At 63.4% G+C, this 21,232-nt stretch carries 15 protein-coding genes; 11 read left to right on the plus strand and 4 right to left on the minus strand.

The annotated features are described in order from the left end of the window. Positions 1 to 109: 109 nt before the first annotated feature. From eutH to F6S12_RS16615, 3 genes are all read left to right on the plus strand, one after another. Complete coding sequence (gene eutH / locus F6S12_RS16605) at positions 110 to 1,345, plus strand: ethanolamine utilization protein EutH (protein WP_011058876.1); 1,236 nt, start codon at positions 110 to 112, stop codon at positions 1,343 to 1,345. A 36-nt stretch (positions 1,346 to 1,381) separates the two neighbouring features. Beyond that, positions 1,382 to 1,738 carry a DUF1937 family protein gene (locus F6S12_RS16610; RefSeq protein WP_011058877.1) on the plus strand — a complete coding sequence of 119 codons (357 nt, stop codon included), beginning with the start codon at positions 1,382 to 1,384 and terminating at the stop codon, positions 1,736 to 1,738. A 103-nt stretch (positions 1,739 to 1,841) separates the two neighbouring features. Next, positions 1,842 to 2,678 carry a 23S rRNA (adenine(2030)-N(6))-methyltransferase RlmJ gene (locus F6S12_RS16615; RefSeq protein ID WP_315869107.1) on the plus strand — a complete coding sequence of 279 codons (837 nt, stop codon included), beginning with the start codon at positions 1,842 to 1,844 and terminating at the stop codon, positions 2,676 to 2,678. Between the two features lie 62 nt (positions 2,679 to 2,740). Here the strand turns inward: F6S12_RS16615 and msrA are convergent, their stop codons facing one another. The 4 genes from msrA to aceE all read right to left on the minus strand — a co-directional run bounded on the left by msrA (position 2,741) and on the right by aceE (position 11,067). Beyond that, positions 2,741 to 3,388 carry a peptide-methionine (S)-S-oxide reductase MsrA gene (gene msrA / locus F6S12_RS16620; RefSeq protein ID WP_011058879.1) on the minus strand — a complete coding sequence of 216 codons (648 nt, stop codon included), beginning with the start codon at positions 3,386 to 3,388 and terminating at the stop codon, positions 2,741 to 2,743. A 73-nt stretch (positions 3,389 to 3,461) separates the two neighbouring features. Continuing rightward, positions 3,462 to 6,155 (minus strand): GGDEF and EAL domain-containing protein, encoded by a 2,694-nt coding sequence (locus tag F6S12_RS16625; protein WP_011058880.1) that lies wholly within the window; start codon positions 6,153 to 6,155, stop codon positions 3,462 to 3,464. A 311-nt stretch (positions 6,156 to 6,466) separates the two neighbouring features. After that, positions 6,467 to 8,410 carry a dihydrolipoyllysine-residue acetyltransferase gene (gene aceF / locus F6S12_RS16630; RefSeq protein ID WP_161466563.1) on the minus strand — a complete coding sequence of 648 codons (1,944 nt, stop codon included), beginning with the start codon at positions 8,408 to 8,410 and terminating at the stop codon, positions 6,467 to 6,469. Positions 8,411 to 8,421: 11 nt separating this feature from the next. Beyond that, positions 8,422 to 11,067 (minus strand): pyruvate dehydrogenase (acetyl-transferring), homodimeric type, encoded by a 2,646-nt coding sequence (aceE, locus tag F6S12_RS16635; protein ID WP_011058882.1) that lies wholly within the window; start codon positions 11,065 to 11,067, stop codon positions 8,422 to 8,424. 383 nt (positions 11,068 to 11,450) lie between these two features. On the opposite strand from aceE, the gene glnE reads away from it, so the two are divergent. From glnE to F6S12_RS16675, 8 genes are all read left to right on the plus strand, one after another. Beyond that, positions 11,451 to 14,390, plus strand: a complete 2,940-nt coding sequence (gene glnE / locus F6S12_RS16640; protein WP_019093029.1) for a bifunctional [glutamate--ammonia ligase]-adenylyl-L-tyrosine phosphorylase/[glutamate--ammonia-ligase] adenylyltransferase — start codon at positions 11,451 to 11,453, stop codon at positions 14,388 to 14,390. Between the two features lie 134 nt (positions 14,391 to 14,524). Beyond that, positions 14,525 to 15,559: a lipopolysaccharide heptosyltransferase II gene (waaF, locus tag F6S12_RS16645; protein WP_315869108.1), complete on the plus strand. Its 1,035-nt coding sequence runs from the start codon at positions 14,525 to 14,527 to the stop codon at positions 15,557 to 15,559. Position 15,560: 1 nt separating this feature from the next. Further along, positions 15,561 to 16,622: a lipopolysaccharide heptosyltransferase I gene (waaC, locus tag F6S12_RS16650; RefSeq protein WP_011058885.1), complete on the plus strand. Its 1,062-nt coding sequence runs from the start codon at positions 15,561 to 15,563 to the stop codon at positions 16,620 to 16,622. Then, positions 16,622 to 17,746, plus strand: coding sequence for a glycosyltransferase family 4 protein (locus F6S12_RS16655; RefSeq protein ID WP_194237400.1), 1,125 nt, complete (start codon positions 16,622 to 16,624; stop codon positions 17,744 to 17,746). The genes waaC and F6S12_RS16655 overlap by 1 nt, the downstream gene beginning before the upstream one ends. Beyond that, entirely contained in the window at positions 17,743 to 18,549 is an 807-nt protein-coding gene (rfaP, locus tag F6S12_RS16660; RefSeq protein ID WP_047283653.1) for a lipopolysaccharide core heptose(I) kinase RfaP, read from the plus strand. The genes F6S12_RS16655 and rfaP overlap by 4 nt, the downstream gene beginning before the upstream one ends. Further along, positions 18,549 to 19,283 (plus strand): lipopolysaccharide kinase InaA family protein, encoded by a 735-nt coding sequence (locus tag F6S12_RS16665; protein ID WP_011058888.1) that lies wholly within the window; start codon positions 18,549 to 18,551, stop codon positions 19,281 to 19,283. Before rfaP ends, F6S12_RS16665 begins: the two co-directional genes overlap by 1 nt. Continuing rightward, entirely contained in the window at positions 19,280 to 20,032 is a 753-nt protein-coding gene (locus F6S12_RS16670) for a lipopolysaccharide kinase InaA family protein (protein ID WP_019093031.1), read from the plus strand. The genes F6S12_RS16665 and F6S12_RS16670 overlap by 4 nt, the downstream gene beginning before the upstream one ends. Continuing rightward, positions 20,032 to 21,232 (plus strand): lipopolysaccharide kinase InaA family protein (locus F6S12_RS16675; RefSeq protein WP_315869109.1); only part of this gene is annotated, 1,201 nt, incomplete at its 3' end. The genes F6S12_RS16670 and F6S12_RS16675, both read left to right, overlap by 1 nt.

Below are 21,232 nucleotides of genomic sequence, written 5' to 3' on the forward strand. Positions count from 1 at the left end.
CATCACCTGGTTCATCGTTCTCCTTGGCGATGAGTGACCAGAGCTGGCCTCGACAAGAACTTCCCCGGCGGGGGAAACCTATAAATGACGCTCAGAGAGATGAACCCACATGGCTGAATTTGGAAACTACGTCATTTACCTGATCATGCTCGGCGCCGTGATCGGCGCCCTGTCATCCATCATCAAGCCCGAGAGCGGGCTGGGTAAGGAGTTCGTCAACGGTATCCACTCCATCGGCCCGGTGTTCCTGGCCCAGGCCGGGATCATGGTGGCGATTCCCTACCTGTCCCAGGGCATTTCCCACGCCCTGGGGCCGTTCTTCAACGCCCTGGGTTCGGATGTCTCCATCGCGGCGCTGTCGATCATTGCCGTGGACATGGGCGGCTACCAGCTGGCCAACGCCCTGACCGCCAACCGTGACCTGTGGATTACCGCAATGCTGGTGGGCTACACCTCCGGGGCGACCATCGTCTACCTGATCCCGGTGGGCCTGACCATGCTCGAGCGCAAGGACCACAAGTACCTGGCCCTGGGTGCCATGGCCGGGCTGATCAGCATTCCGTTCGCGGTGCTGATGTCGCTGCTGATCATCACCGCTACCCACTTGCCGGTGCGGGACATCGTTTCCACCAACTCCGAGGCGCTGTACTACCTGTCCCTGGGCTTCGTCGACATGCTCAAGCTGCTGGCGCCGCTGTTCGTGTTCTGCTTCCTGCTGGCGGCGGGGCTGCGCTACCGGCCGCAGATGATGGTCAGGGGCTTCCTGGTGTTCGGCAAGATCATGGACGCGGCGATCAAGCTGATCCTGGCCCTGAGCATCGTCGAGCACTTCACCAAGTTCTTCAGCATCAACTTCGGCGGCTGGGGCTTCGACCCGATGTTCGCCGACGAAAAGGAGCTGTTCCGGGCGATCGAGATCGCCGGCTACATCGGCATCATGCTCGCCGGTACCTTCCCCATCTGCTACCTGTTCCAGCGCTACTGCAAGAAGCCCATGGAACTGCTGGGGCGCCATCTGAACCTGTCCAGCACCGGTGCCGCGGGGTTCATCATGGTGTTTGCCAACATCATCGCCACCTTCCACCTGTTCAAGCACATGACCGCCCGCGACAAGGTGCTGTGCGTGGCCCTGGGGGTCTGCGCCCAGGCACTGATCGGCGACCACCTGGCCTTCACTGCGAACTTCCAGCCAAGCCTGATCCTGCCGATTCTGCTCGGCAAACTGTTTGGCGGCCTGCTGGCGGTGGCGATCGCCATCCGCATCTCGGTGCCGGCTGCCCAGCGCTATGAGCTGCAAGAGCAGGAACAGGCGGCCGCCTTTGCCCTGCAACCTGCGCGGGCCTGACGGCCCGCATCACCTATCCCTGAAATCGAGGTAACGATGCGCAAGATTTTCCTGGCCTGCCCCTACAGCCATTCCGAGCCGGCCGTCATCAACGAGCGTTTTCTCCAATGCAACCAGGTCGCGGCGCAGATACTGGAAGCCGGCCATGCGGTGTTCAGCCAGGTGAGCATGTCCCACCCGATCAACCTGTGCCTGGCGGGCAAGGACAATGCCGCCATCGGCAAGCTCTGGGCGCCGGTGGATGCGCTGTACATGGCGATGATGGAGGAGCTGATCGTGCTCGACCTGCCGGGCTGGAAGGACAGTGGCGGGATCAAGCGCGAGATCGAGGTGTTCGAAACGTCCGGACGGCGGGTCAGCCTGTGGTCGCAAGTCAGTCACGAGTTTGTCTGAAACCCTGGCCGTGCCCGTCGTCGCCTGCGCCGGGTACGGCCCCGCTCTGAACTGACGACAGCCTGCGCACAGGGTAAACTTGCCCCCCTGCGCAGGAGCAACCATGAACTATCGTCACGCCTTCCACGCCGGCAATCACGCCGACGTCTTCAAACACCTGACCCTGACCCGCCTCATCGCCCTGATGTCGCGCAAGGAGCAGCCGTTCGCCTACCTCGACAGCCACGCCGGTATCGGCCTGTATGACCTCAAGGGCGACCAGGCCACGCGCACCGGCGAGTACCTGGAAGGCATCGCCCGCCTGTGGGGCGACGAGGACCTGCCGGCGCTGACCGCCGATTACATGCAGGTGCTGCACAAGATGAACCCCGATGGCGAGTTGCGTTACTACCCGGGCTCGCCGGAACTGGCTCGGCGCCTGACCCGTTCCCAGGATCGGGTGCTGCTCAACGAGAAACACCCGGAAGACGGCCTGCTGCTCAAGGACAACATGAAGGGTGACCGGCGGGTGGCGGTGCATCTGGGGGAAGGTTGGCACGTGGCCCGGGCCCTGCTGCCGGTGGCGGAAAAACGCGCGGTGATGCTCATCGACCCGCCTTTCGAGCAACTGGACGAGATGCAGCGCTGTGCGGCCTCGCTGAAGGAAGCCATTGGCCGCATGCGCCAGACCGTGGCGGCCATCTGGTACCCGGTCAAGGACCAGCGCGCCCTGCGACGTTTCTACCAGGACCTGGCCGGTACCGGTGCGCCGAAGCTGCTGCGGGTGGAGTTGCTGGTGCATCCGCTGGATACGCCCAACAGCCTCAACGGTTCGGGCCTGGCGATCGCCAACCCGCCTTGGGGCCTGGAAGAGGAGTTGCGCGAGCTGCTGCCCTGGCTGTCGATGAAGCTGGGCCAGACCCAGGGCGGCTGGCAGATGGACTGGTTGATCGCGGAGTAAGGGGTCGCTGGCCAGCCAGCTCCTGCGGAAGGTTGCAGGAGCCGGCTGGCCGGCCCAAGGACTCAGATCGGGCAGGTCACGCCGGTGCCGCCGATCCCGCAATAGCCTTCAGGGTTCTTCGCCAGGTACTGCTGGTGGTAAGCCTCGGCAAAGTACACGGTCGGCGCTTCTTCGATTTCCGTGGTGATGGTGCCCAGGCCGGCCTTGGTCAGCTCCGCCTGGAACACGTCCCTGCTGTGCAGCGCCTGCTCCAGCTGGGTCGGATTGGTGGCGTAGATCACCGAGCGATACTGGGTGCCGATGTCATTGCCCTGGCGCATGCCCTGGGTCGGGTTATGCAGTTCCCAGAACATCGCCAGCAATTCCTTGTAGCTGACCTTTTCCGGCTCGTACACCACCAGCACCACTTCGGTATGCCCGGTCAGGCCCGAGCAGACTTCTTCGTAGGTCGGGTTCGGGGTGAAGCCGCCGGCATAACCCACGCACGTGCTGAACACACCTTCGCGCTGCCAGAAGCGCCGTTCGGCACCCCAGAAACAGCCCAGGCCGAAGATGGCGAAATCCACATTGCCCGGAAACGGGCCCAGCAGCGGGTTGCCGTTGACGTAGTGTTCGGCAGGTAGGGCCATGGGGGTTTCACGGCCAGGCAGAGCTTGTTCTTTGGTTGGTAGCACGTTTTTGTTCACCAGAATTTCCGAGCGCAGAACCATGATCAGTCCTCTCAGTCAGGGTGGGATCGAGTAATTAATCAGACACGCAGTTTGCCCGAGTGTTACAGCGCTGTCAGGCAATTGGGCCACGAGGATAACGCTTGAGCTTGGCAATCAGCTCGGAGCCGGGAATCGGCCGGTCGAACAGGTAGCCCTGGCCCACGTCGCAGCGGTGGCGGCGCAGGAAGGCCAGTTGCTCGGCGGTCTCGATGCCTTCGGCGACCACCTTGATCTTCAGGTTGTGGGCCATGGCGATCACCGCAGAGGTGATTTCCATGTCGTCCTGGTTGTCGGGGATCTCGTGGATGAAGCTGCGATCGATCTTGATGATATCGATGGGGAATTTCTTCAGGTAACTCAGGGACGAATAGCCGGTGCCGAAGTCGTCCATGGCCAGGGTCAGGCCGAGTTTTTTCAGTTGTTCCAGCTGCTGGTGGGTGTCGTCGGTGGCTTCCAGCAGCAGGCCCTCTGTTAGCTCAAGCTCCAGCAGCGAGGAGGGCAGCTGTTCTTCCTTGAGGATGCTGGCGATGGAGGCCACCAGGTCCGGGTCGGAAAACTGCTTGGGCGACAGGTTGATGGCCACGTGCAGGTTGCCCATGCCGGCGGCGGTCAGTTGCTTGCTCATGCGGCAGGCCTGGCGGGCGATCCACTTGCCGATGGGGATGATCAGGCCGGTTTCTTCCGCCACGCTGATGAACTGGTCGGGGCGGATCATGCCCTTTTCCGGATGGTTCCAGCGCAGCAGCGCCTCCATGCCCAGCAGGCGGCCGCTGCGCAGGCACAGCTTGGGCTGGTAGAACACGTCCAGCTCGTTCTGGGTCAGGGCGCGGCGCAGGTTGTTCTCGACGAACAGTTTGTAGCTGGCCTCGGCGTTCAGCGCCTCGGTGAACACCTGCACCTGGTGCTTGCCGTTGGCCTTGGCCTTGTGCAGGGCCAGGCCGGCGTTGCGCATCAGGGTCTGCGGGTCACGGCCGTGCAGCGGCGCACTGGCCAGGCCCACGGAGCCGGTGACGCTGATCAACTGGTTGTCGACGAACATCGGCTTGTCCAGGGTCATCAGCAACTGGCTGGCGATCTGTTGCCCGGTTTCCAGGTCGGTGTTGTCCAGCAGCACGGCGAATTCGTTGCTGGCGAAGCGCGCCAGGCTGCCGCTGGGGCTCAGGCTGTTGCGCAGGCGCCGGGCCAGGCTGATCAGCAGTTTGTCGCCGGTCTGGTGGCCGAGGCTGTCGTTGATCCGCTTGAAATTGTCGATGTCCACCAGCAGCAGGCTGATCGGGGTATCGCTGTCTCGGGCAAAGCGTTCATCGAGGTTGCGGATGAAGGCGGGGCGGTTGCCCAGGTTGGTCAGGTTGTCGGTGTAGGCCAGGCGCTCTATGCGCTGCTGGGCGAGCTTGGTCTGGGTGATGTCTTCGTAGATGCCGATGTAGTGGGTTAGCTCGCGGTTGTCGCCATACACCTTGGAGATCGACAGCTGGCCCCAGTAAGGCTCCAGGTTCTTGCGCCGGCTCTTGAACTCGCCCTGCCAGCTGTTGCTCTTGGCCAGGCTGGACGGAGCGTCGAACAGCAGCTCGCTGAGGTTTTCCAGGGCCGGCAGTTCGGACAGACGGTGGCCATGGACCTCTTCGGTGCTGTATTGGGTGATCGCCGTGAAGCTGGGGTTGACGTACTCCACCACGCCGTCGCAATTGACCAGCAGGAAGGCGTTGGCGCTCTGTTCCACGGCGCGCTGGAACAAGTGCAGGGCGCTGGTGGCGGCCCGCCGGTTGTGATTGTTGATGACTTGGGCGAACTGGTCTGCCAGTTCGCCGGCGAAGGCGATCTCGTCCGACTGCCAGGCCCGGGTCATGCCGGTCTGTTCCAGGCACAGTACGCCGACCACCTGGCCGTCGATGCGGATGCTGGCGTCGAGCATGGCGTTGACGTCCCGCGGGCGCAGGCTCTCGGCCATCTCCCGGGTTCGCGGGTCGCGCATGGCGTTTTGCGCGTCGATGGCGCGGCAGCTGTGCAGGGCTTCCAGGTAGTCGGGAAAGCTGCTGGCGTCGATGGACTCCGGCATGCGGTATTCCTGGGGGCCGCGGTGATAGGCGGCAATCGGCACCAGTTGCTGGTCTTCCAGGTTCCAGATGCTGGCGCAGTCGATCTGGTAGATGTCGCAGGCGCTGCGGGTAATCAGTTCGGCAGCTTCCTTCAACGAATTGCCGGTGCTGTAGCGCTGGCGGGTCAGGAGCAGAATCAAATCCTGCTGCGCACGCACCCGTTCCAGGTGCTGCAATTGCTCCTGCTGGGCCCGCTGGTTGAGTTCCAGGGCGATCTGCAGGCGGGTGTTCTGGGTTTCCAGATCCAGTGCCGGCAGCGCCGAAGCATCGCTGAACAGCCCTTCGACCACCAACAGGTAGCCGCGCAGCAGGTGCCGGTTGTGCTGTTTGTAGGCTTCGCCCAGCTCGAGGATGCTCAAGGGCCCCTGGGCGGTGTGCAGGGTATAGCGGATCAGGTAATGAGAGCTGTTGCTCAGTTGCTGCTGGATGGTGTCGTGCAACTGATAGCGGGCTTCGGGCTCCATCAGGCTGGCATAGGGCGAGCCGACCAGGGCGCAGAGTTCGACGGCGGGCAGGCCGAACTGGCGTTCGCAATTGGGATCGAGAAACAGCAGCGCCCAGCTCGCTTCATTCAGCCGTTCGAAACGCAACATGCCGAGCCGCGAGGGCACAGGCAACTGCGTCACTACCTCGGCCGCCATACGGCTGGCGGCATCGGGTTGGCTTTTCATGGGGAAACTCGCTTCGAAATTGCTGATCGCGCCGGGCTCACGCCCTCTTTACTGTTGCCTGCGGCAAGGTTGCATCATGGCGCATCGACTGACAAGTAAGATGAAGGCTAAGTGCTATAAACCTGTATCGGCAGGCAGAAGGATTTCTGCAAAGTAACTTTTTTGCTGTTTAACGTCGTGCACTGACGGGCAATTGGCGACGTTTTTCTGGCAAAAAAAGCCCCGCCAAATTGACGGGGTTGAGGTACGAGCGTGGCGCTCGGAAAGCGTGCGCTACCGGCCCGCCCATGACAGGAGGGCCGGTACGCGGGTTACAGCAGAATGGTGCGGATGTCTGCCAGCAGGTCGCTCAGGCGCTTGGTGAAGCGTGCGGCGGCCGCGCCGTTGATCACACGGTGATCGTAGGACAGGGACAGTGGCAGCATCAGTTTCGGCTGGAAGGCCTTGCCGTCCCAGACTGGCTGGATGGTGGCCTTGGAAACACCGAGGATCGCCACTTCCGGCGCGTTGACGATCGGCGTGAAACCGGTGCCGCCAATGTGCCCGAGGCTGGAGATGGTGAAGCAGGCGCCTTGCATCTCGTCCGCGGAGAGCTTCTTGGTGCGGGCTTTTTCCGCCAGGGAAGCTGCCTCGGCCGCCAGTTGCAGCAGGCTCTTCTGGTCGACGTTCTTGATCACCGGTACCAGCAGGCCATCCGGAGTGTCCACGGCGAAGCCGATGTTCACGTACTTCTTGCGGATGATCGCCTTGCCGCTTGGCGCCAGGGAGCTGTTGAAGTCCGGCAGTTCCTTGAGCAGGTGGGCACAGGACTTGAGCAGCAGCGGCAGGATGGTCAGCTTGACGCCGGCCTTCTCGGCCACGGCCTTCTGTGCAACGCGGAAAGCTTCCAGCTCGGTGATGTCGGCCGAGTCGAATTGAGTCACGTGTGGCACGTTCAGCCAGCTGCGGTGCAGGTTGGCGGCGCCGGCCTGCATCAGGCGGGTCATCGGCACTTCTTCGATTTCACCGAAGCGGCTGAAGTCCACGACCGGAATCGGCGGGATGCCCGCGCCACCGGTTGCGCCGCCAGCAGCTGGCGCTTCCTTGGCCTTCTGCATCATGGCCTTGACGTAGACCTGCACGTCTTCTTTCAGGATGCGACCATGCGGGCCGCTGGCGCCGACAGCGCTCAGCTCGACGCCGAATTCACGGGCCAGTTGACGCACAGCCGGGCCGGCGTGAACTTTCGCGCCTGGCTTGCCAGGTGCGGCGGCCGGGGCGGCAGCAGGTGCAGCGGCAGCCGGGGCAGCAGCGGCGGCTGGAGCCGGAGCGCTTGGCGCCGCAGCCGGAGCAGCAGCAGGCGCTGCGCCTTTGACTTTCAGCTTGAGGATCAGATCGCCGGTGCCGACTTCGTCGTCCAGCTTGATGGAAACGCTTTCCACCACGCCAGCGGCAGGCGATGGAATTTCCATGCTCGCCTTGTCGGATTCCAGGGTAATCAGCGACTGGTCGGCTTCAACGCTGTCGCCAGCCTTGACCAGCACTTCGATGATCTTGGCCTTGCCGGCCGAACCGATGTCCGGAACGTGGATGTCCTGAACACTGTCAGCCACTGGAGCAGCCGGGGCTGCTGCAGGAGCAGGCGCAGCGGCAGCGGCCGGAGCAGCAGCCTGGGCCGGAGCGGCAGCAGGAGCCGCAGCACCCGCCACTTCCAGGTCCAGGATCAGGTCGCCGGTGCCGACTTCGTCGTTGAGCTTGACGCTGATGGCCTTGACCACGCCAGCGGCAGGCGACGGGATTTCCATGCTTGCCTTGTCGGATTCCAGGGTGATCAGCGATTGATCAGCCTCGACCTTGTCGCCGACCTTGACCTGGATTTCGATGATCTGGGCCTTGCCCGACGAACCGATGTCCGGCACGTGCACTTGCTGAACCGAAGCGGCAGCAGGGGCTGCGGCTGGGGCTGGCGCTGCGGCAGGAGCAGCCGCCGGTTTGGCTTCAGCTTTTGCCGCAGGAGCAGCCGCCGGGGCCGCAGCAGCGGCGCCCTCGACTTCCAGTTCGAGCAGTTCGTCGCCTTCTTTCAGACGGTCGCCCAGCTTCACCTTGAGGCTCTTGATGACGCCGGATTTCGGGGCCGGCACTTCCATGCTGGCCTTGTCCGATTCCAGGGTCAGGATGCTCTGGTCGGCTTCGATACGGTCGCCGACCTTCACAAACAGTTCGATTACTTCACCTTCACCGCTGCCGATGTCAGGTACGCGAATGAGTTCGCTCACAGAAAGTCTCCTCAGCAGTCCAGTGGGTTGCGTTTTTCCGGGTTGATACCGAACTTGGTGATGGCTTCAGCCACGACCTTAGGTTCGATGTCACCACGGTCAGCCAAGGCTTCCAGGGCTGCCAACACCACGAAATGACGGTCTACTTCGAAGAAGTGACGCAGTTTCTTGCGGCTGTCGCTGCGGCCGAAACCGTCGGTGCCCAGGACTTTGAACTCCTTGGATGGGACCCACTGGCGGATCTGTTCGGCGAACAGCTTCATGTAGTCGGTGGAGGCGATGACCGGACCCTTGCGGCCGTTCAGGCACTCTTCGACATAGCTCAGCTTCGGCTTCTGGCCAGGGTGCAGGCGGTTGCTGCGTTCCACGGCCAGGCCGTCGCGGCGCAGTTCGTTGAAGCTGGTCACGCTCCAGACGTCGGCAGCGACGTTGAACTCGTCACGCAGGATCTTCGCGGCTTCGCGAACTTCGCGCAGGATGGTGCCGGAGCCCATCAGTTGCACGTGGTGCGCGGCCTCGCGGGTGTCTTCTTCCAGCAGGTACATGCCCTTGATGATGCCTTCCTCGACACCGGCCGGCATGGCTGGCTGCTGGTAGGACTCGTTCATCACGGTGATGTAGTAGAAGACGTCCTGTTGCTCTTCGGTCATCTTCTTCATGCCGTCCTGGATGATCACCGCCAGCTCGTAGCCGTAGGTCGGATCAAAGGTGCGGCAGTTCGGGATGGTCCCGGCCAGCATGTGGCTGTGACCGTCTTCGTGCTGCAGGCCTTCCCCGTTGAGGGTGGTGCGCCCGGCAGTACCGCCGATCAGGAAGCCGCGGGTACGGCTGTCGCCGGCAGCCCAGGCCAGGTCGCCGATACGCTGGAAGCCGAACATCGAATAGAAGATGTAGAACGGCAGCATTGGCTGGTTGTGGCTGGAGTACGAAGTACCGGCAGCGATGAAGGAGCTCATGGCGCCCGCTTCGTTGATGCCTTCTTCGAGGATCTGGCCCTTCTTGTCTTCGCGGTAGAACATCACCTGGTCTTTATCGACTGGCTCGTAGAGCTGGCCGACGGAGGAGTAGATGCCCAACTGGCGGAACATGCCTTCCATACCGAAGGTACGGGCTTCGTCCGGGATGATCGGCACGATGCGCTGGCCGATTTCCTTGTCCTTGACCAGCTGCGCGAGGATCCGCACGAAGGCCATGGTGGTGGAGATTTCACGGTCGCCCGAGCCGTCGAGGATGGCCTTGAGGGTATCCAGTGGCGGAGTCGGGACGCTGAAGCTCTTGGCGCGACGCTGCGGCACGAAACCGCCCAGTGCGGCACGACGCTCGCTCAGGTAGCGGGCTTCGGCGCTGCCTTCTTCTGGCTTGAAGAACGGCAGGTTCTCAATGTCGTCGTCTTTCACCGGAATGTCGAAACGGTCGCGGAACAGCTTCAGGCTGTCGACGTCGACTTTCTTGGTGTTGTGCGCGGTGTTCTTCGCTTCGCCGGCGCCGGTGCCATAACCCTTGATGGTCTTGGCCAGGATGACGGTCGGCTGCTCTTTGTGGTTGACCGCCTCGTGGTAGGCCGCATAGACCTTGTACGGGTCGTGGCCGCCACGGTTGAGTTTCCAGATCTCGTCGTCGGACAGATCGGCAACCATCGCCTTGAGTTCAGGGGTATTGAAGAAGTGCTCACGGACGAACGCACCGTCCTTGGCCTTGTAGTTCTGGTACTCGCCGTCGATGACTTCGTCCATGCGGCGCTGCAGGATGCCGTCGACGTCCTTGGCCAGCAGTGGGTCCCAGAAACGGCCCCAGACCACCTTGTTGACGTTCCACTGGGCGCCACGGAACACGCCTTCGAGTTCCTGGATGATCTTGCCGTTGCCGCGAACCGGGCCGTCGAGGCGCTGCAGGTTGCAGTTGATGACGAAGATCAGGTTGTCCAGCTTCTCGCGGCCGGCCAGGGAGATCGCGCCCAGGGATTCCGGCTCGTCGCACTCGCCGTCGCCCATGAAGCACCAGACTTTCTGTTTGCCGGCAGGGATGAAGCCACGGGCTTCCAGGTACTTCATGAAGCGCGCCTGGTAGATCGCCTGGATCGGGCCCAGACCCATGGAAACGGTCGGGAACTGCCAGAAGTCAGGCATCAGCCAAGGGTGCGGGTAGGACGACAGGCCATTGCCATCGACTTCCTGGCGGAAGTTGTTCATCTGGTCTTCGGTGATGCGGCCTTCCATGAACGCACGGGCGTAGACGCCAGGCGATGCGTGACCCTGGAAGTAGATCAGGTCGCCGCCGTGTTCGTCGGTCGGGGCCTGGAAGAAGTAGTTGAAGCCGATGTCATACAAGGTGGCGCTGGAGGCGAAGCTGGAGATGTGACCGCCCAGGTCAGAATCTTTCAGGTTCGTACGCATGACCATGGCCAACGCGTTCCAACGTACCAGCGAGCGAATGCGGCGTTCCATGAACAGGTCGCCAGGCATGCGTGCTTCGTGGGTGACGGGAATCGTGTTGCGGTACGGCGTGGTGATGGCGTAGGGCAGTTGCGAGCCGCTGCGGGTCGCGAGTTCGCCCATACGGGTCATCAGATAGTGAGCACGGTCTTCGCCTTCTTTGTCGAGAACCGATTCCAGGGCGTCCAGCCATTCCTGGGTTTCGACGGGATCGAGGTCTTGCATGGCTTGCTCCAGGGCGGAAAGGCTTCCAGAATCGGTTGCCTGAGTTTGCGACTGGCCTTGTGGGCAGACGATTATAAATTCTTGGATTGCCGGAGGTTGATCCAGCGGCGTGTAGTTTTACTACAAATCGTCGGCCATTTCAGCCTTTCGAATGTATATACGAGTAGTAAAACTACAGAAGAGCGGCTTGTGGCCTCCTGCTGCGTTGTGAGAATAATCGTTACTGTTGGTCGATGACTAACGGGAATAGGTAATAAATTAATGCCGGCTGCTAAAAAAAACCTATTTTCAGCTATTTCTAACTTTTGTTCGACAGTCCATCAGGCGGCCTGCCCGCGACATCCGTCCCCGCCCGCATTTTCCACGCCGATCAAGGATAGCCCATGAGCCTGCCCGCGCTTGCCCCCGTCCCCGCGATTCTCTTGCCATTGGTCAGCCGCGCAGAGCAGTCGTTGCGTGGCGCCGTCGCGGCCCTGGAAGGCGATCCCGGGTTGGCCGACTGGAGCGCCGAACGCTGGGCGGAGTTCGCCCGGGTGGGCGCCGCCAGCGACTTTGTCATTGAACAGAGCCTGCGTGACCCTTTGATGTTGCTGGAGCTGGTGCGCAGCGGCGAGCTGGACCGCCCATTCGCGCCTGGGGAGTTGTGCGCGCAAATCGCCGCCGCGGTGCAGGCGGCCGAGAGCGAGGATCAATTGGGGCGCGTGCTGCGGCGCCAGCGCACCCGTCAGCAGGTACGGATCATCTGGCGCGACCTGACCCGCCAGGCGGATCTGGTGCAGACCTGCCGCGACCTTTCCGATCTGGCCGACGCCTGCATCGACCAGGCCTATCAATGGTTGTATCTGCGTCACACCCAGCAGTTCGGCGTGCCCACCGGCGGGCGTAGCGGCGAGCCGCAGCAGATGGTGATCCTCGGCATGGGCAAGCTGGGGGCGGTGGAACTCAACCTGTCGTCGGACATCGACCTGATCTTCGCCTACCCCGAAGGCGGCGAGACCGTCGGCGTCAAGCGGCCCCTGGATAATCAGGAGTTCTTCATTCGCCTCGGGCAGCGCCTGATCAAGGCCCTGGACCCGATGACCGTCGACGGGTTCGTGTTCCGCGTCGACATGCGCCTGCGGCCCTATGGTTCTGCCGGTGCCCTGGTGTTGAGCTTCAATGCGCTGGAGCAGTACTACCAGGATCAGGGGCGCGACTGGGAACGCTACGCCATGATCAAGGCCCGGGTGGTGGCAGGGGATCAGGCCGCCGGTGCGCAGTTGCTGGACATGCTGCGGCCTTTCGTCTATCGCCGTTACCTGGACTTTTCCGCCATCGAGGCGCTGCGCACCATGAAGCAGCTGATCCAGCAGGAAGTCCGGCGCAAGGGCATGGCCGACAATATCAAGCTGGGCTCGGGGGGGATCCGCGAGGTCGAGTTCATCGCCCAGGCTTTCCAGCTGATCCACGGCGGACGCGACCTGAGCCTGCAGCAGCGTCCTCTATTAAAGGTGCTGGGCACTCTGGAAGGGCAGGGCTACCTGCCGCCTGCCGTGATCAGCGAGCTGCGCGAAGGCTATGAGTTCCTGCGCTATACCGAGCACGCGATCCAGGCCATCGCCGATCGCCAGACGCAGATGCTTCCGGACAATCCCCAGGATCAGGCGCGGATCGCCTTCATGCTGGGCTTTGCCGACTGGAACGCCTTCCACGAACAGTTGATGCACTGGCGCGGCCGGGTAGATTGGCACTTCCGTCAGGTCATCGCCGACCCGGATGAGGATGAAGGCGCCGAAAGCGAAGTGGTGGTGGGTGGCGAATGGCTGCCGTTGTGGGAGGAAGCCCAGGACGAGGAGGCCGCCTGCCGCCAGTTGCAGGAGGGCGGCTTCGTCGATGCGCCCAAGGCCCTGCGTGCCCTGGCCGGTCTGCGGGGCAGCCCGCAGCTACGTGCCATGCAGCGCCTGGGACGCGAACGTCTGGATGCCTTTATTCCGCGGTTGCTGGCCCAGGCGGTGGAGCACGCCAATCCGGACCTGGTGCTGGAGCGAGTGCTGCCGCTGGTGGAAGCCGTGGCGCGGCGTTCGGCCTATCTGGTGCTGCTCACCGAGAACCCGGGGGCTCTACGTCGTCTGCTGACCTTGTGCGCCGCCAGCCCGTGGATCGCCGAGCAGATCACCCGCTTCCCCCTGCTGCTGGATGAACTGCTCAACGAAGGGCGCCTGTTCAAGCCGCCCCTGGCGCCGGAACTGGCTGCCGAGTTGCGCGAGCGCCTGACGCGCATTCCCGAGGATGACCTGGAGCAGCAGATGGAAGCCCTGCGCCACTTCAAGCTGGCCCACCGCCTGCGAGTGGCCGCCTCGGAGATCGCCGGCAGCCTGCCTTTAATGAAAGTCAGCGATTACCTGACCTGGCTCGCCGAAGCGATCCTGGAACAGGTGCTGGCCCTGGCCTGGCGCCAGACGGTGTCCAAGCACGGTGCACCGCTGCGTACCGACGGCACCTTGTGCGACCCGGGCTTCATCATTGTCGGTTACGGCAAGGTCGGCGGCATCGAGCTGGGCCACGGTTCCGACCTGGACCTGGTGTTCATCCATGATGGCGACCCCCAGGCGGAAACCGACGGGCCCAAACCCATAGACGGTGCGCAGTTCTTCACCCGGCTGGGGCAGCGCATCATTCACCTGCTGACCACCCAGACCAACTCCGGCCAGCTCTATGAAGTGGATATGCGCCTGCGGCCTTCCGGCGCTTCGGGGTTGCTGGTGAGTTCCCTGGGGGCCTTTGCCCGCTATCAGGAAAACGAGGCCTGGACCTGGGAGCACCAGGCGCTGGTGCGGGCGCGGGTGCTGGTGGGCAGCCAGGATGTGGGCCAGGCCTTTGAAAAGGTCAGGGCCGCGGTGCTGGGGAAAAAACGCGACCTGCCCAAGCTGCGCCAGGAAGTCAGCGAGATGCGGGCCAAGATGCGCGACAACCTGGGCAGCCGCCTGACCGCCGCCGGAACTGCAGCCAATGCCTTCGAAGCCACGGCGCCGTTCGACCTCAAGCAGGACGCCGGAGGTATCGTCGATATCGAATTTATGGTGCAATACGCGGCCCTGGCGTGGTCCGAAGAGCACCCGTCACTGCTGCGCTATACCGATAACATCCGCATCCTGGAAGGTCTGGAGCAAGTCGGGCTGATGCCCGCGAGCGATGCCAGCCTGCTGCGCGAGGTCTACAAGGCCTACCGTTCCGCGGCTCACCGGCAGGCGTTGCAGAATGAGGCCGGAATCATTACCGGTGATCAATTTGTGACCGAACGACGGGAAGTGTTACGAATTTGGCGTGAGCTGGGGCTAAGCTAAGCGGCCTGAGAAGGCCAACCATGTATTCGGCGGGCCTTGCCGGCTCGCCCAAACTGAACCGGCGGTGAAGGCCGCGGTGCTGGATTCTCGAGGCGGGGAGGCGTATGCCTCCCCGGTTCGTTTATGGAAACCACATGAATATTCTGATCGTTGGGCCCAGTTGGGTCGGTGACATGGTGATGGCGCAGACACTCTTCGAGTGCCTGAAACAGCGTCATCCACAATGCGAGATCGACGTGCTGGCCCCCGAGTGGAGCCGGCCGATCCTCGAACGCATGCCCCAGGTGCGTCGGGCCCTGAGCTTTCCCCTGGGCCATGGCGCCCTGGAACTGGCGACCCGCCGGCGGATCGGCAAGTCCCTGGCTGGCCAGTACGATCAGGCGATCCTGCTGCCCAACTCGCTGAAGTCGGCGCTGGTGCCGTTTTTTGCCGGCATTCCCAAGCGCACCGGCTGGCGCGGCGAGTTCCGCTACGGCCTGCTCAATGACGTGCGCAAGCTCGACAAAGAACGTTATCCGCTGATGATCGAGCGTTTCATGGCCCTGGCCTATGAGCCGGGGACCGAGCTGCCCAAGCCTTATCCGCGCCCGAGCCTGCAGATCGATCCGCAAAGCCGGGACGCGGCCCTGGCCAAGTTCGGCCTGAGCCTGGACCGCCCGGTGCTGGCACTGTGCCCGGGGGCGGAGTTCGGCGAAGCCAAGCGCTGGCCGTCCGAGCACTACGCCCAGGTCGCCGAGGCGAAGATCCGCGAAGGCTGGCAGGTCTGGCTGTTCGGCTCGAAGAATGACCATGCCGTGGGCGAAGAGATTCGCGGGCGGCTGATTCCCGGCCTGCGCGAGGAATCGAGCAACCTCAGTGGCGAAACGTCCCTGGCCGAGGCCATCGACCTGCTGTCCTGCGCCGATTCGGTGGTGTCCAACGATTCCGGGTTGATGCACGTGGCTGCGGCGCTCAATCGCCCGCTGGTGGCGGTGTACGGCTCCACTTCGCCGGGCTTCACCCCGCCCCTGGCAGATCGGGTCGAGGTAGTACGGCTGGGGATCGAATGCAGCCCGTGCTTTGACCGCACCTGCCGCTTCGGCCATTACAACTGCCTGCGCCAGTTGTTGCCGCAGCCGGTGAATGAAGCCTTGCAGCGCTTGCAGGGCTCTCCGGTCGAGGTTCAATAAGTTGCGGGTACTGTTGATCAAGACCTCGTCCCTGGGGGATGTGATCCATGCATTGCCGGCCCTTACCGATGCTGCGCGGGCGATCCCCGGGATCAAGTTCGACTGGGTGGTGGAAGAAGGCTTTGCCGAAATTCCCACCTGGCATCCGGCGGTCGGCAAGGTGATACCGGTGGCGATCCGTCGCTGGCGCAAGAACATCTGGCAGACCATCAAGAGTGGCGAGTGGCGACGCTTCAAGCAGAGCGTGCGCTCGACCAAGTACGACCTGGTGATCGATGCCCAAGGCCTGCTGAAAAGCGCCTGGCTGACCCGCTACGTGCGCGCCCCGGTGGCGGGGCTGGATAAGAACTCGGCCCGCGAGCCTCTGGCTTCACGCTTCTACTCCCGGCGCCTGGCGGTGGCCCGTGGGCAGCACGCGGTGGAGCGCGTGCGCCAACTGTTCGCCGTGGCCCTGGGCTACGACCTGCCCCAGGGCCTGGGCGACTATGGCCTGAACGTCGAAAAACTCGTGGAGTTGCCGCGCAAGAAGCCCTTCGTGCTGTTCCTGCATGGCACCACCTGGGACACCAAGCACTGGCCCGAGGCCTACTGGCGCGAGCTGACCGAACGCATGGGCATGCTCGGCGTCGAGGTCAAGCTGCCCTGGGGCAACCCCGCGGAAAAGGCTCGAGCCGAGCGCATCGCCAGCGGCCTGAAAAACGCCACGGTGCTGCCGAAGCTGAACCTGGCCGGGGTCGCCAAGGTGCTGGCCGATGCCCAGGCCTGCGTGGCCGTGGACACCGGGCTGGGCCACCTCGCCGCGGCACTGGATGTACCGACCATCTCACTGTTCGGGCCGACCAACCCGGGGCTGACCGGCGCCTATGGCCGGGTGCAGATCCACCTGGGCAGCAACTTCCCGTGCGCGCCGTGCCTGCAGAAGAAATGCACCTATCAGCCCACCGCTGTGGACCAGCAGCGTTATGACCTCAAACGCGAGTGGCCGCTGTGCTTCACTCGCCTGAATCCCGAGCGTGTCGCCAGCCGACTGAGCACCCTGTTACTGGCTGAGGAGCCGCGCTGATGCAATTGGCTTTTGTCCTTTATAAGTATTTCCCCTTCGGCGGCCTGCAGCGCGATTTCATGCGCATCGCCCTGGAGTGCCAGCGGCGCGGGCATCAGATCCGTGTCTACACCCTGATCTGGGAAGGCGATATCCCTCCCGGTTTCGAAGTGCTGGTGGCGCCGGTCAAGGCGCTGTTCAACCATCGTCGCAATGAAAAGCTCAGCGCCTGGATGGAGGCCGACCTGGCCAAGCGCCCGGTGGACCGGCTGGTGGGTTTCAACAAGATGCCGGGGCTGGACGTGTACTACGCCGCCGATGGCTGTTTCGAGGACAAGGCACAGAACCTGCGGCACTCCCTGTACCGGCGCTGGGGCCGTTACCGGCACTTTGCCGAGTACGAGCGCGCGGTGTTCGCCAAGGACGCCAAGACCGAGATCCTGATGATCTCCGAGGTCCAGCAGCCGCTGTTCATCAAGCACTACGACACCCCGCTGGAGCGCTTCCATCTGCTGCCGCCGGGGATCGCCCAGGACCGCCGGGCACCGGCCAACGCCGCCGAGATCCGGGCGGATTTTCGTCGCGAATTCAAGCTCAAGGATGACGACCTGCTGCTGGTGCAGATCGGTTCCGGGTTCAAGACCAAGGGTGTGGACCGCAGCCTCAAGGCCCTGGCGGCATTGCCTTCGGCGCTGAAAAAACGCACCCGGCTGTTTGTAATCGGCCAGGACGACCCCAAGGTATTCCAGGTACAAAGTGCTGCGCTGGGGTTGAGCGACCAGGTGCAGTTCATGAAGGGCCGCAGCGATATCCCGCGGTTCCTGCTGGGCGCCGACCTGCTGATTCACCCGGCCTACAACGAAAACACCGGCACCGTATTGCTGGAGGCCCTGGTGGCCGGCCTGCCGGTGCTGGTCAGCGCGGTCTGCGGTTATGCCCATTACATTGCCGAGGCCCAGAGCGGCCTGGTGCTGGATGAGCCGCTGGAACAGGCGCAGCTCAATCAATACCTCACCACCATGTTGACCGACGACGCTGCACGCGCGACCTGGAGCCGAAATGGCCTGGCGTTCGCCGAGACGGCCGACCTTTACAGCATGCCGCAGCACGCTGCGGATGTGATTCTGGCGGAGCAACACCGATGAAGTTGATGCTTGCCGAACCCTTCAAGAGCCTCTGGGCCGGACGCGATGCGTTCGACGCTGTCGAGGGCCTGAAGGGCCAGGTCTACCGTGAGCTGGAAGCGCGCCGTACCTTGCGTACGGAAGTCGACGGCCGCGGTTATTTCGTGAAGATCCATCGTGGGATCGGCTGGGGCGAGATCGTCAAGAACCTGGTCACCGCCAAACTGCCGGTGCTCGGCGCCGGCCAGGAATGGCGCGCCCTGGAGCGCCTGCATCAGGTGGGCGTGCCCACCATGACCGCCGTGGCCTACGGCGAGCGTGGGGCCAATCCGGCAGACCAGCATTCGTTCATCGTCACCGAGGAACTGGCGCCGACCGTCAGCCTCGAAGATTTCAGCATCGACTGGGTCAAGCAGCCGCCGGCGCCTGCGCTCAAGCGCGCGCTGATCGCCGAGGTAGCGCGCATGACCGGCATGATGCATCGTGCCGGGGTCAACCACCGCGACTGCTATATCTGCCACTTCCTGCTGCACACCGATCGGCCTGTCACTCCCGAAGGGCTCAAGCTCTCGGTGATCGACCTGCACCGGGCCCAGACCCGGCCGAAGATCACTCAGCGCTGGCGCAACAAGGATCTGGCGGCGCTGTATTTCTCGGCCCTGGATATCGGCCTGACGCGCCGCGACAAGCTGCGCTTTCTCAAGGGCTACTTCCAGCAGCCGTTGCGGCAGATTCTGGCCGAGGAGGCCGCACTGCTGGCCTGGCTCGAAGGCAAGGCGGAAAAGCTCTACGCCCGCAAGCAACGGTACGGAGATGCACTCTGATGGCGAGCTGGAACCTGGACCCGGCCTATCAGGCGTTGGCGGAGGATTTCGGCAGTCTGGAAGCGGTGTTTGCCCTGCAGGGCGAGCACCTGACCCGGGATCCGTTGTCCGAAGTCATCCGCGTCGAGCGTGGTGGCGTCAACTATTACGTCAAGCGCTATACCGGCGCCGGCAAGAATCTGCGGCGCTACCTGGGCAAGCCCCGGGTCAAGTTCGAGTGGCAGAACCTCAAGCGCTTCGCCAAATGGGGCATTCCCACCGCCGATGTGGTGGCCTGGGGCCTGGAGCGTCGCTGCCTGGCCTATTCCCGGGGGGCGATGATCACCCGGGAGCTGCCGCGTACCGAGGATCTCTCGGTGCTGGCCGAACGCAACGACCCGCGTCTGCAGGACCGTCGTTGGGTGGATGGCGTCAGCCGTCAGTTGGCCGCTTACACCCGGGTCATGCATGACCACCGCTTTACCCACAATGATTTGAAGTGGCGCAACCTGCTGGTCGACGACCAGGACCGGTTGTACCTGATCGATTGCCCGAACGGCGATTTTTGGCGTGGTTTCTGGCTCAAGTACCGGATCACCAAGGACCTGGCCTGTCTGGATAAGGTGGCCAAATACCATCTGTCGGCCACCCAGCGCCTGCGTTTCTACCTGCAATACCGTCAGCGTGATCACTTGAGTGCCGCCGACAAGGAGCGTATTCGCCACGTGGTGAGATTTTTCGAGGGGCGTGAATGACTGATTTTCTGGCGTCCGAGGAGCGTGCGCTGCTGGAGCGCAATGGCCTCGGCACTTTCGACCAGCTGTGGGCCACTCAATTGGAAGCGGTGGATGAACCCAATACCGGTCGTGGCGGCAGCAGCAGTGTGTTTCGCCTGGATGTGGAAGGGCAGGGGTTCTACCTCAAGCGCCAGACCAACTACCTGACCCGGACCCTGCACCGGCCCTTTGGCGAGCCGAGTTTCGCCCGTGAATTTCGCAATATCCGCCGCTACCAACAGTTGGGCATTCCGGCCTTGCAAGCGGTGTTCTTCGGGATGCGCAAGGTCGATGGCGAGTCCCGGGCGATCCTGGTGACCCGGGCCCTGGATGGCTGGGATGACCTGGATGCGCTGCTGTTGCAGTGGGACCGGCTCAGCGAGCATCAGCGGCAGGCGGTGCTCCAGGCTTGCGGGCAACTGGCCCGGCAGCTGCACGGCTTGCGCCAGGTGCATGGCTGTTTCTATCCCAAGCATATTTTCCTGCGGGCCGAGGGCGATGGGTATCAGGCGCAGTTGATCGACCTGGAAAAGACCCGGCCCCTGCTGTTTGGCCAGCGTGATCGGGTCAAGGATCTGGAACCCTTGCTGCGCCGGGCTTCGGTGTGGAGCAGCGATGAGGTGCGCAGCCTGCTGGCGGCCTATGTGGGCCAGCCTCAGGACAGCTCCCTGGTGGATGCCTGGGTGGCGCGGCTCAGTGCTCGGCGCAGCCACAAGGGGGCACGCTGATGCGTCTGTCTGAACTGAAGAACAGCGGGCGCAGCCCGACGCTGCCCTTGAGCCTTGAGTTGGCGGACGCCGCCGGCCCGGCACAGTTGCAGTTGCTGAGCCTGCTGCGGGTGCTGCCGGGGCAGCGTTACGTGGGGGCCGGGGTCTGGCGCGGGCGTCCGGTGCTGGCCAAGCTGCTGGTGGGCTCCAAGGCCGCTCGGCATTTCCAGCGAGAATTGCAGGGTGTGCGCCTGTTGGCAGAACAAGGGCTGACGACGCCCTTGCTGCTGGCGGACGGTTTGCAGGAGGGCGAGGGCGGCTGGCTGCTGTTCGAGTTACTGCAGGGCGCACAAAGCCTGGGCGACGCCTGGAAGCAGGTGGAAGCTCTGCCAGTGCTGGCCGACGAGCAGGCTGAGGTACTGGCCGAGGCCCTCGGGGCTATCGGCCAGTTGCACGCCAAGGGCCTGTGGCAATCGGACCTGCACCTGGACAATCTGCTGCGCCATGATGGCCGGCTGTATTTGATCGATGGGGCGGGGATCTGTGTCGAAGAGGCGGGCAAGCCCCTGTCCCGGCAGAAGGTCCTGGAGAACCTCGGGGTATTCTTCGCCCAGTTGCCCAAGAGCCTGGAACCGTTCACCGAAGAGTTGCTGGTGCACTACCTGTTGAGCAACGCCGAGCATGCCTTGCCCCTGGAGGCCCTGCAGAAGCAGGTGAACAAGGTCCGGGGCTGGCGCCTGCGGGACTTTCTCAACAAGGTCGGCCGCGAGTGCACGCTGTTCAGCGTGCAGCGCGGCCCGTTCGCCTTGCGCGCGATCCGCCGCGAGGAAGAGGCGGCGATGCTGCCGGTGCTGGAGCAGGCCGACGCCCTGCTGGATCAGGGCCATCTGTACAAGACCGGTGGCGCGGCCAGCGTTGGGCGGGTCGAGGTTGCGGGCCGGCCGCTGGTGATCAAGCGCTACAACATCAAGGGCTTTGCTCACTGGCTCAAGCGCTTCTGGCGCCCGAGCCGGGCCTGGCATTCCTGGCGCGAAGGCAATCGCCTGGCGTTCCTGGGCATTGCCACGCCCAAGCCTCTGGCCTTGCTGGAGCGGCGTTTCCTGTGGCTGCGGCGCAGCGCCTACCTGGTGACCGAGCATCTGCCAGGGCCGGACATCATCGAGCGCTTTGCACCCTTCGTGGACAGCGGGCAAGCCCCGGAGCCGGAATTGCTGGCGCTGG

It is taken from the genome of Pseudomonas sp. JV245A (assembly GCF_032424515.1).
Lineage (GTDB): Bacteria > Pseudomonadota > Gammaproteobacteria > Pseudomonadales > Pseudomonadaceae > Aquipseudomonas > Aquipseudomonas protegens.

What these genes read in the sequence shown, in the direction of transcription:
- eutH (WP_011058876.1), top strand. Translation starts at nt 110, where the DNA reads ATGGCTGAATTTGGAAACTACGTCATTTACCTGATCATGCTCGGCGCC.
- F6S12_RS16610 (WP_011058877.1), top strand. Translation starts at nt 1,382, where the DNA reads ATGCGCAAGATTTTCCTGGCCTGCCCCTACAGCCATTCCGAGCCGGCC.
- F6S12_RS16615 (WP_315869107.1), top strand. Translation starts at nt 1,842, where the DNA reads ATGAACTATCGTCACGCCTTCCACGCCGGCAATCACGCCGACGTCTTC.
- msrA (WP_011058879.1), bottom strand. Translation starts at nt 3,388, where the DNA reads ATGGTTCTGCGCTCGGAAATTCTGGTGAACAAAAACGTGCTACCAACC.
- F6S12_RS16625 (WP_011058880.1), bottom strand. Translation starts at nt 6,155, where the DNA reads ATGAAAAGCCAACCCGATGCCGCCAGCCGTATGGCGGCCGAGGTAGTG.
- aceE (WP_011058882.1), bottom strand. Translation starts at nt 11,067, where the DNA reads ATGCAAGACCTCGATCCCGTCGAAACCCAGGAATGGCTGGACGCCCTG.
- glnE (WP_019093029.1), top strand. Translation starts at nt 11,451, where the DNA reads ATGAGCCTGCCCGCGCTTGCCCCCGTCCCCGCGATTCTCTTGCCATTG.
- waaF (WP_315869108.1), top strand. Translation starts at nt 14,525, where the DNA reads ATGAATATTCTGATCGTTGGGCCCAGTTGGGTCGGTGACATGGTGATG.
- F6S12_RS16655 (WP_194237400.1), top strand. Translation starts at nt 16,622, where the DNA reads ATGCAATTGGCTTTTGTCCTTTATAAGTATTTCCCCTTCGGCGGCCTG.
- rfaP (WP_047283653.1), top strand. Translation starts at nt 17,743, where the DNA reads ATGAAGTTGATGCTTGCCGAACCCTTCAAGAGCCTCTGGGCCGGACGC.
- F6S12_RS16665 (WP_011058888.1), top strand. Translation starts at nt 18,549, where the DNA reads ATGGCGAGCTGGAACCTGGACCCGGCCTATCAGGCGTTGGCGGAGGAT.
- F6S12_RS16670 (WP_019093031.1), top strand. Translation starts at nt 19,280, where the DNA reads ATGACTGATTTTCTGGCGTCCGAGGAGCGTGCGCTGCTGGAGCGCAAT.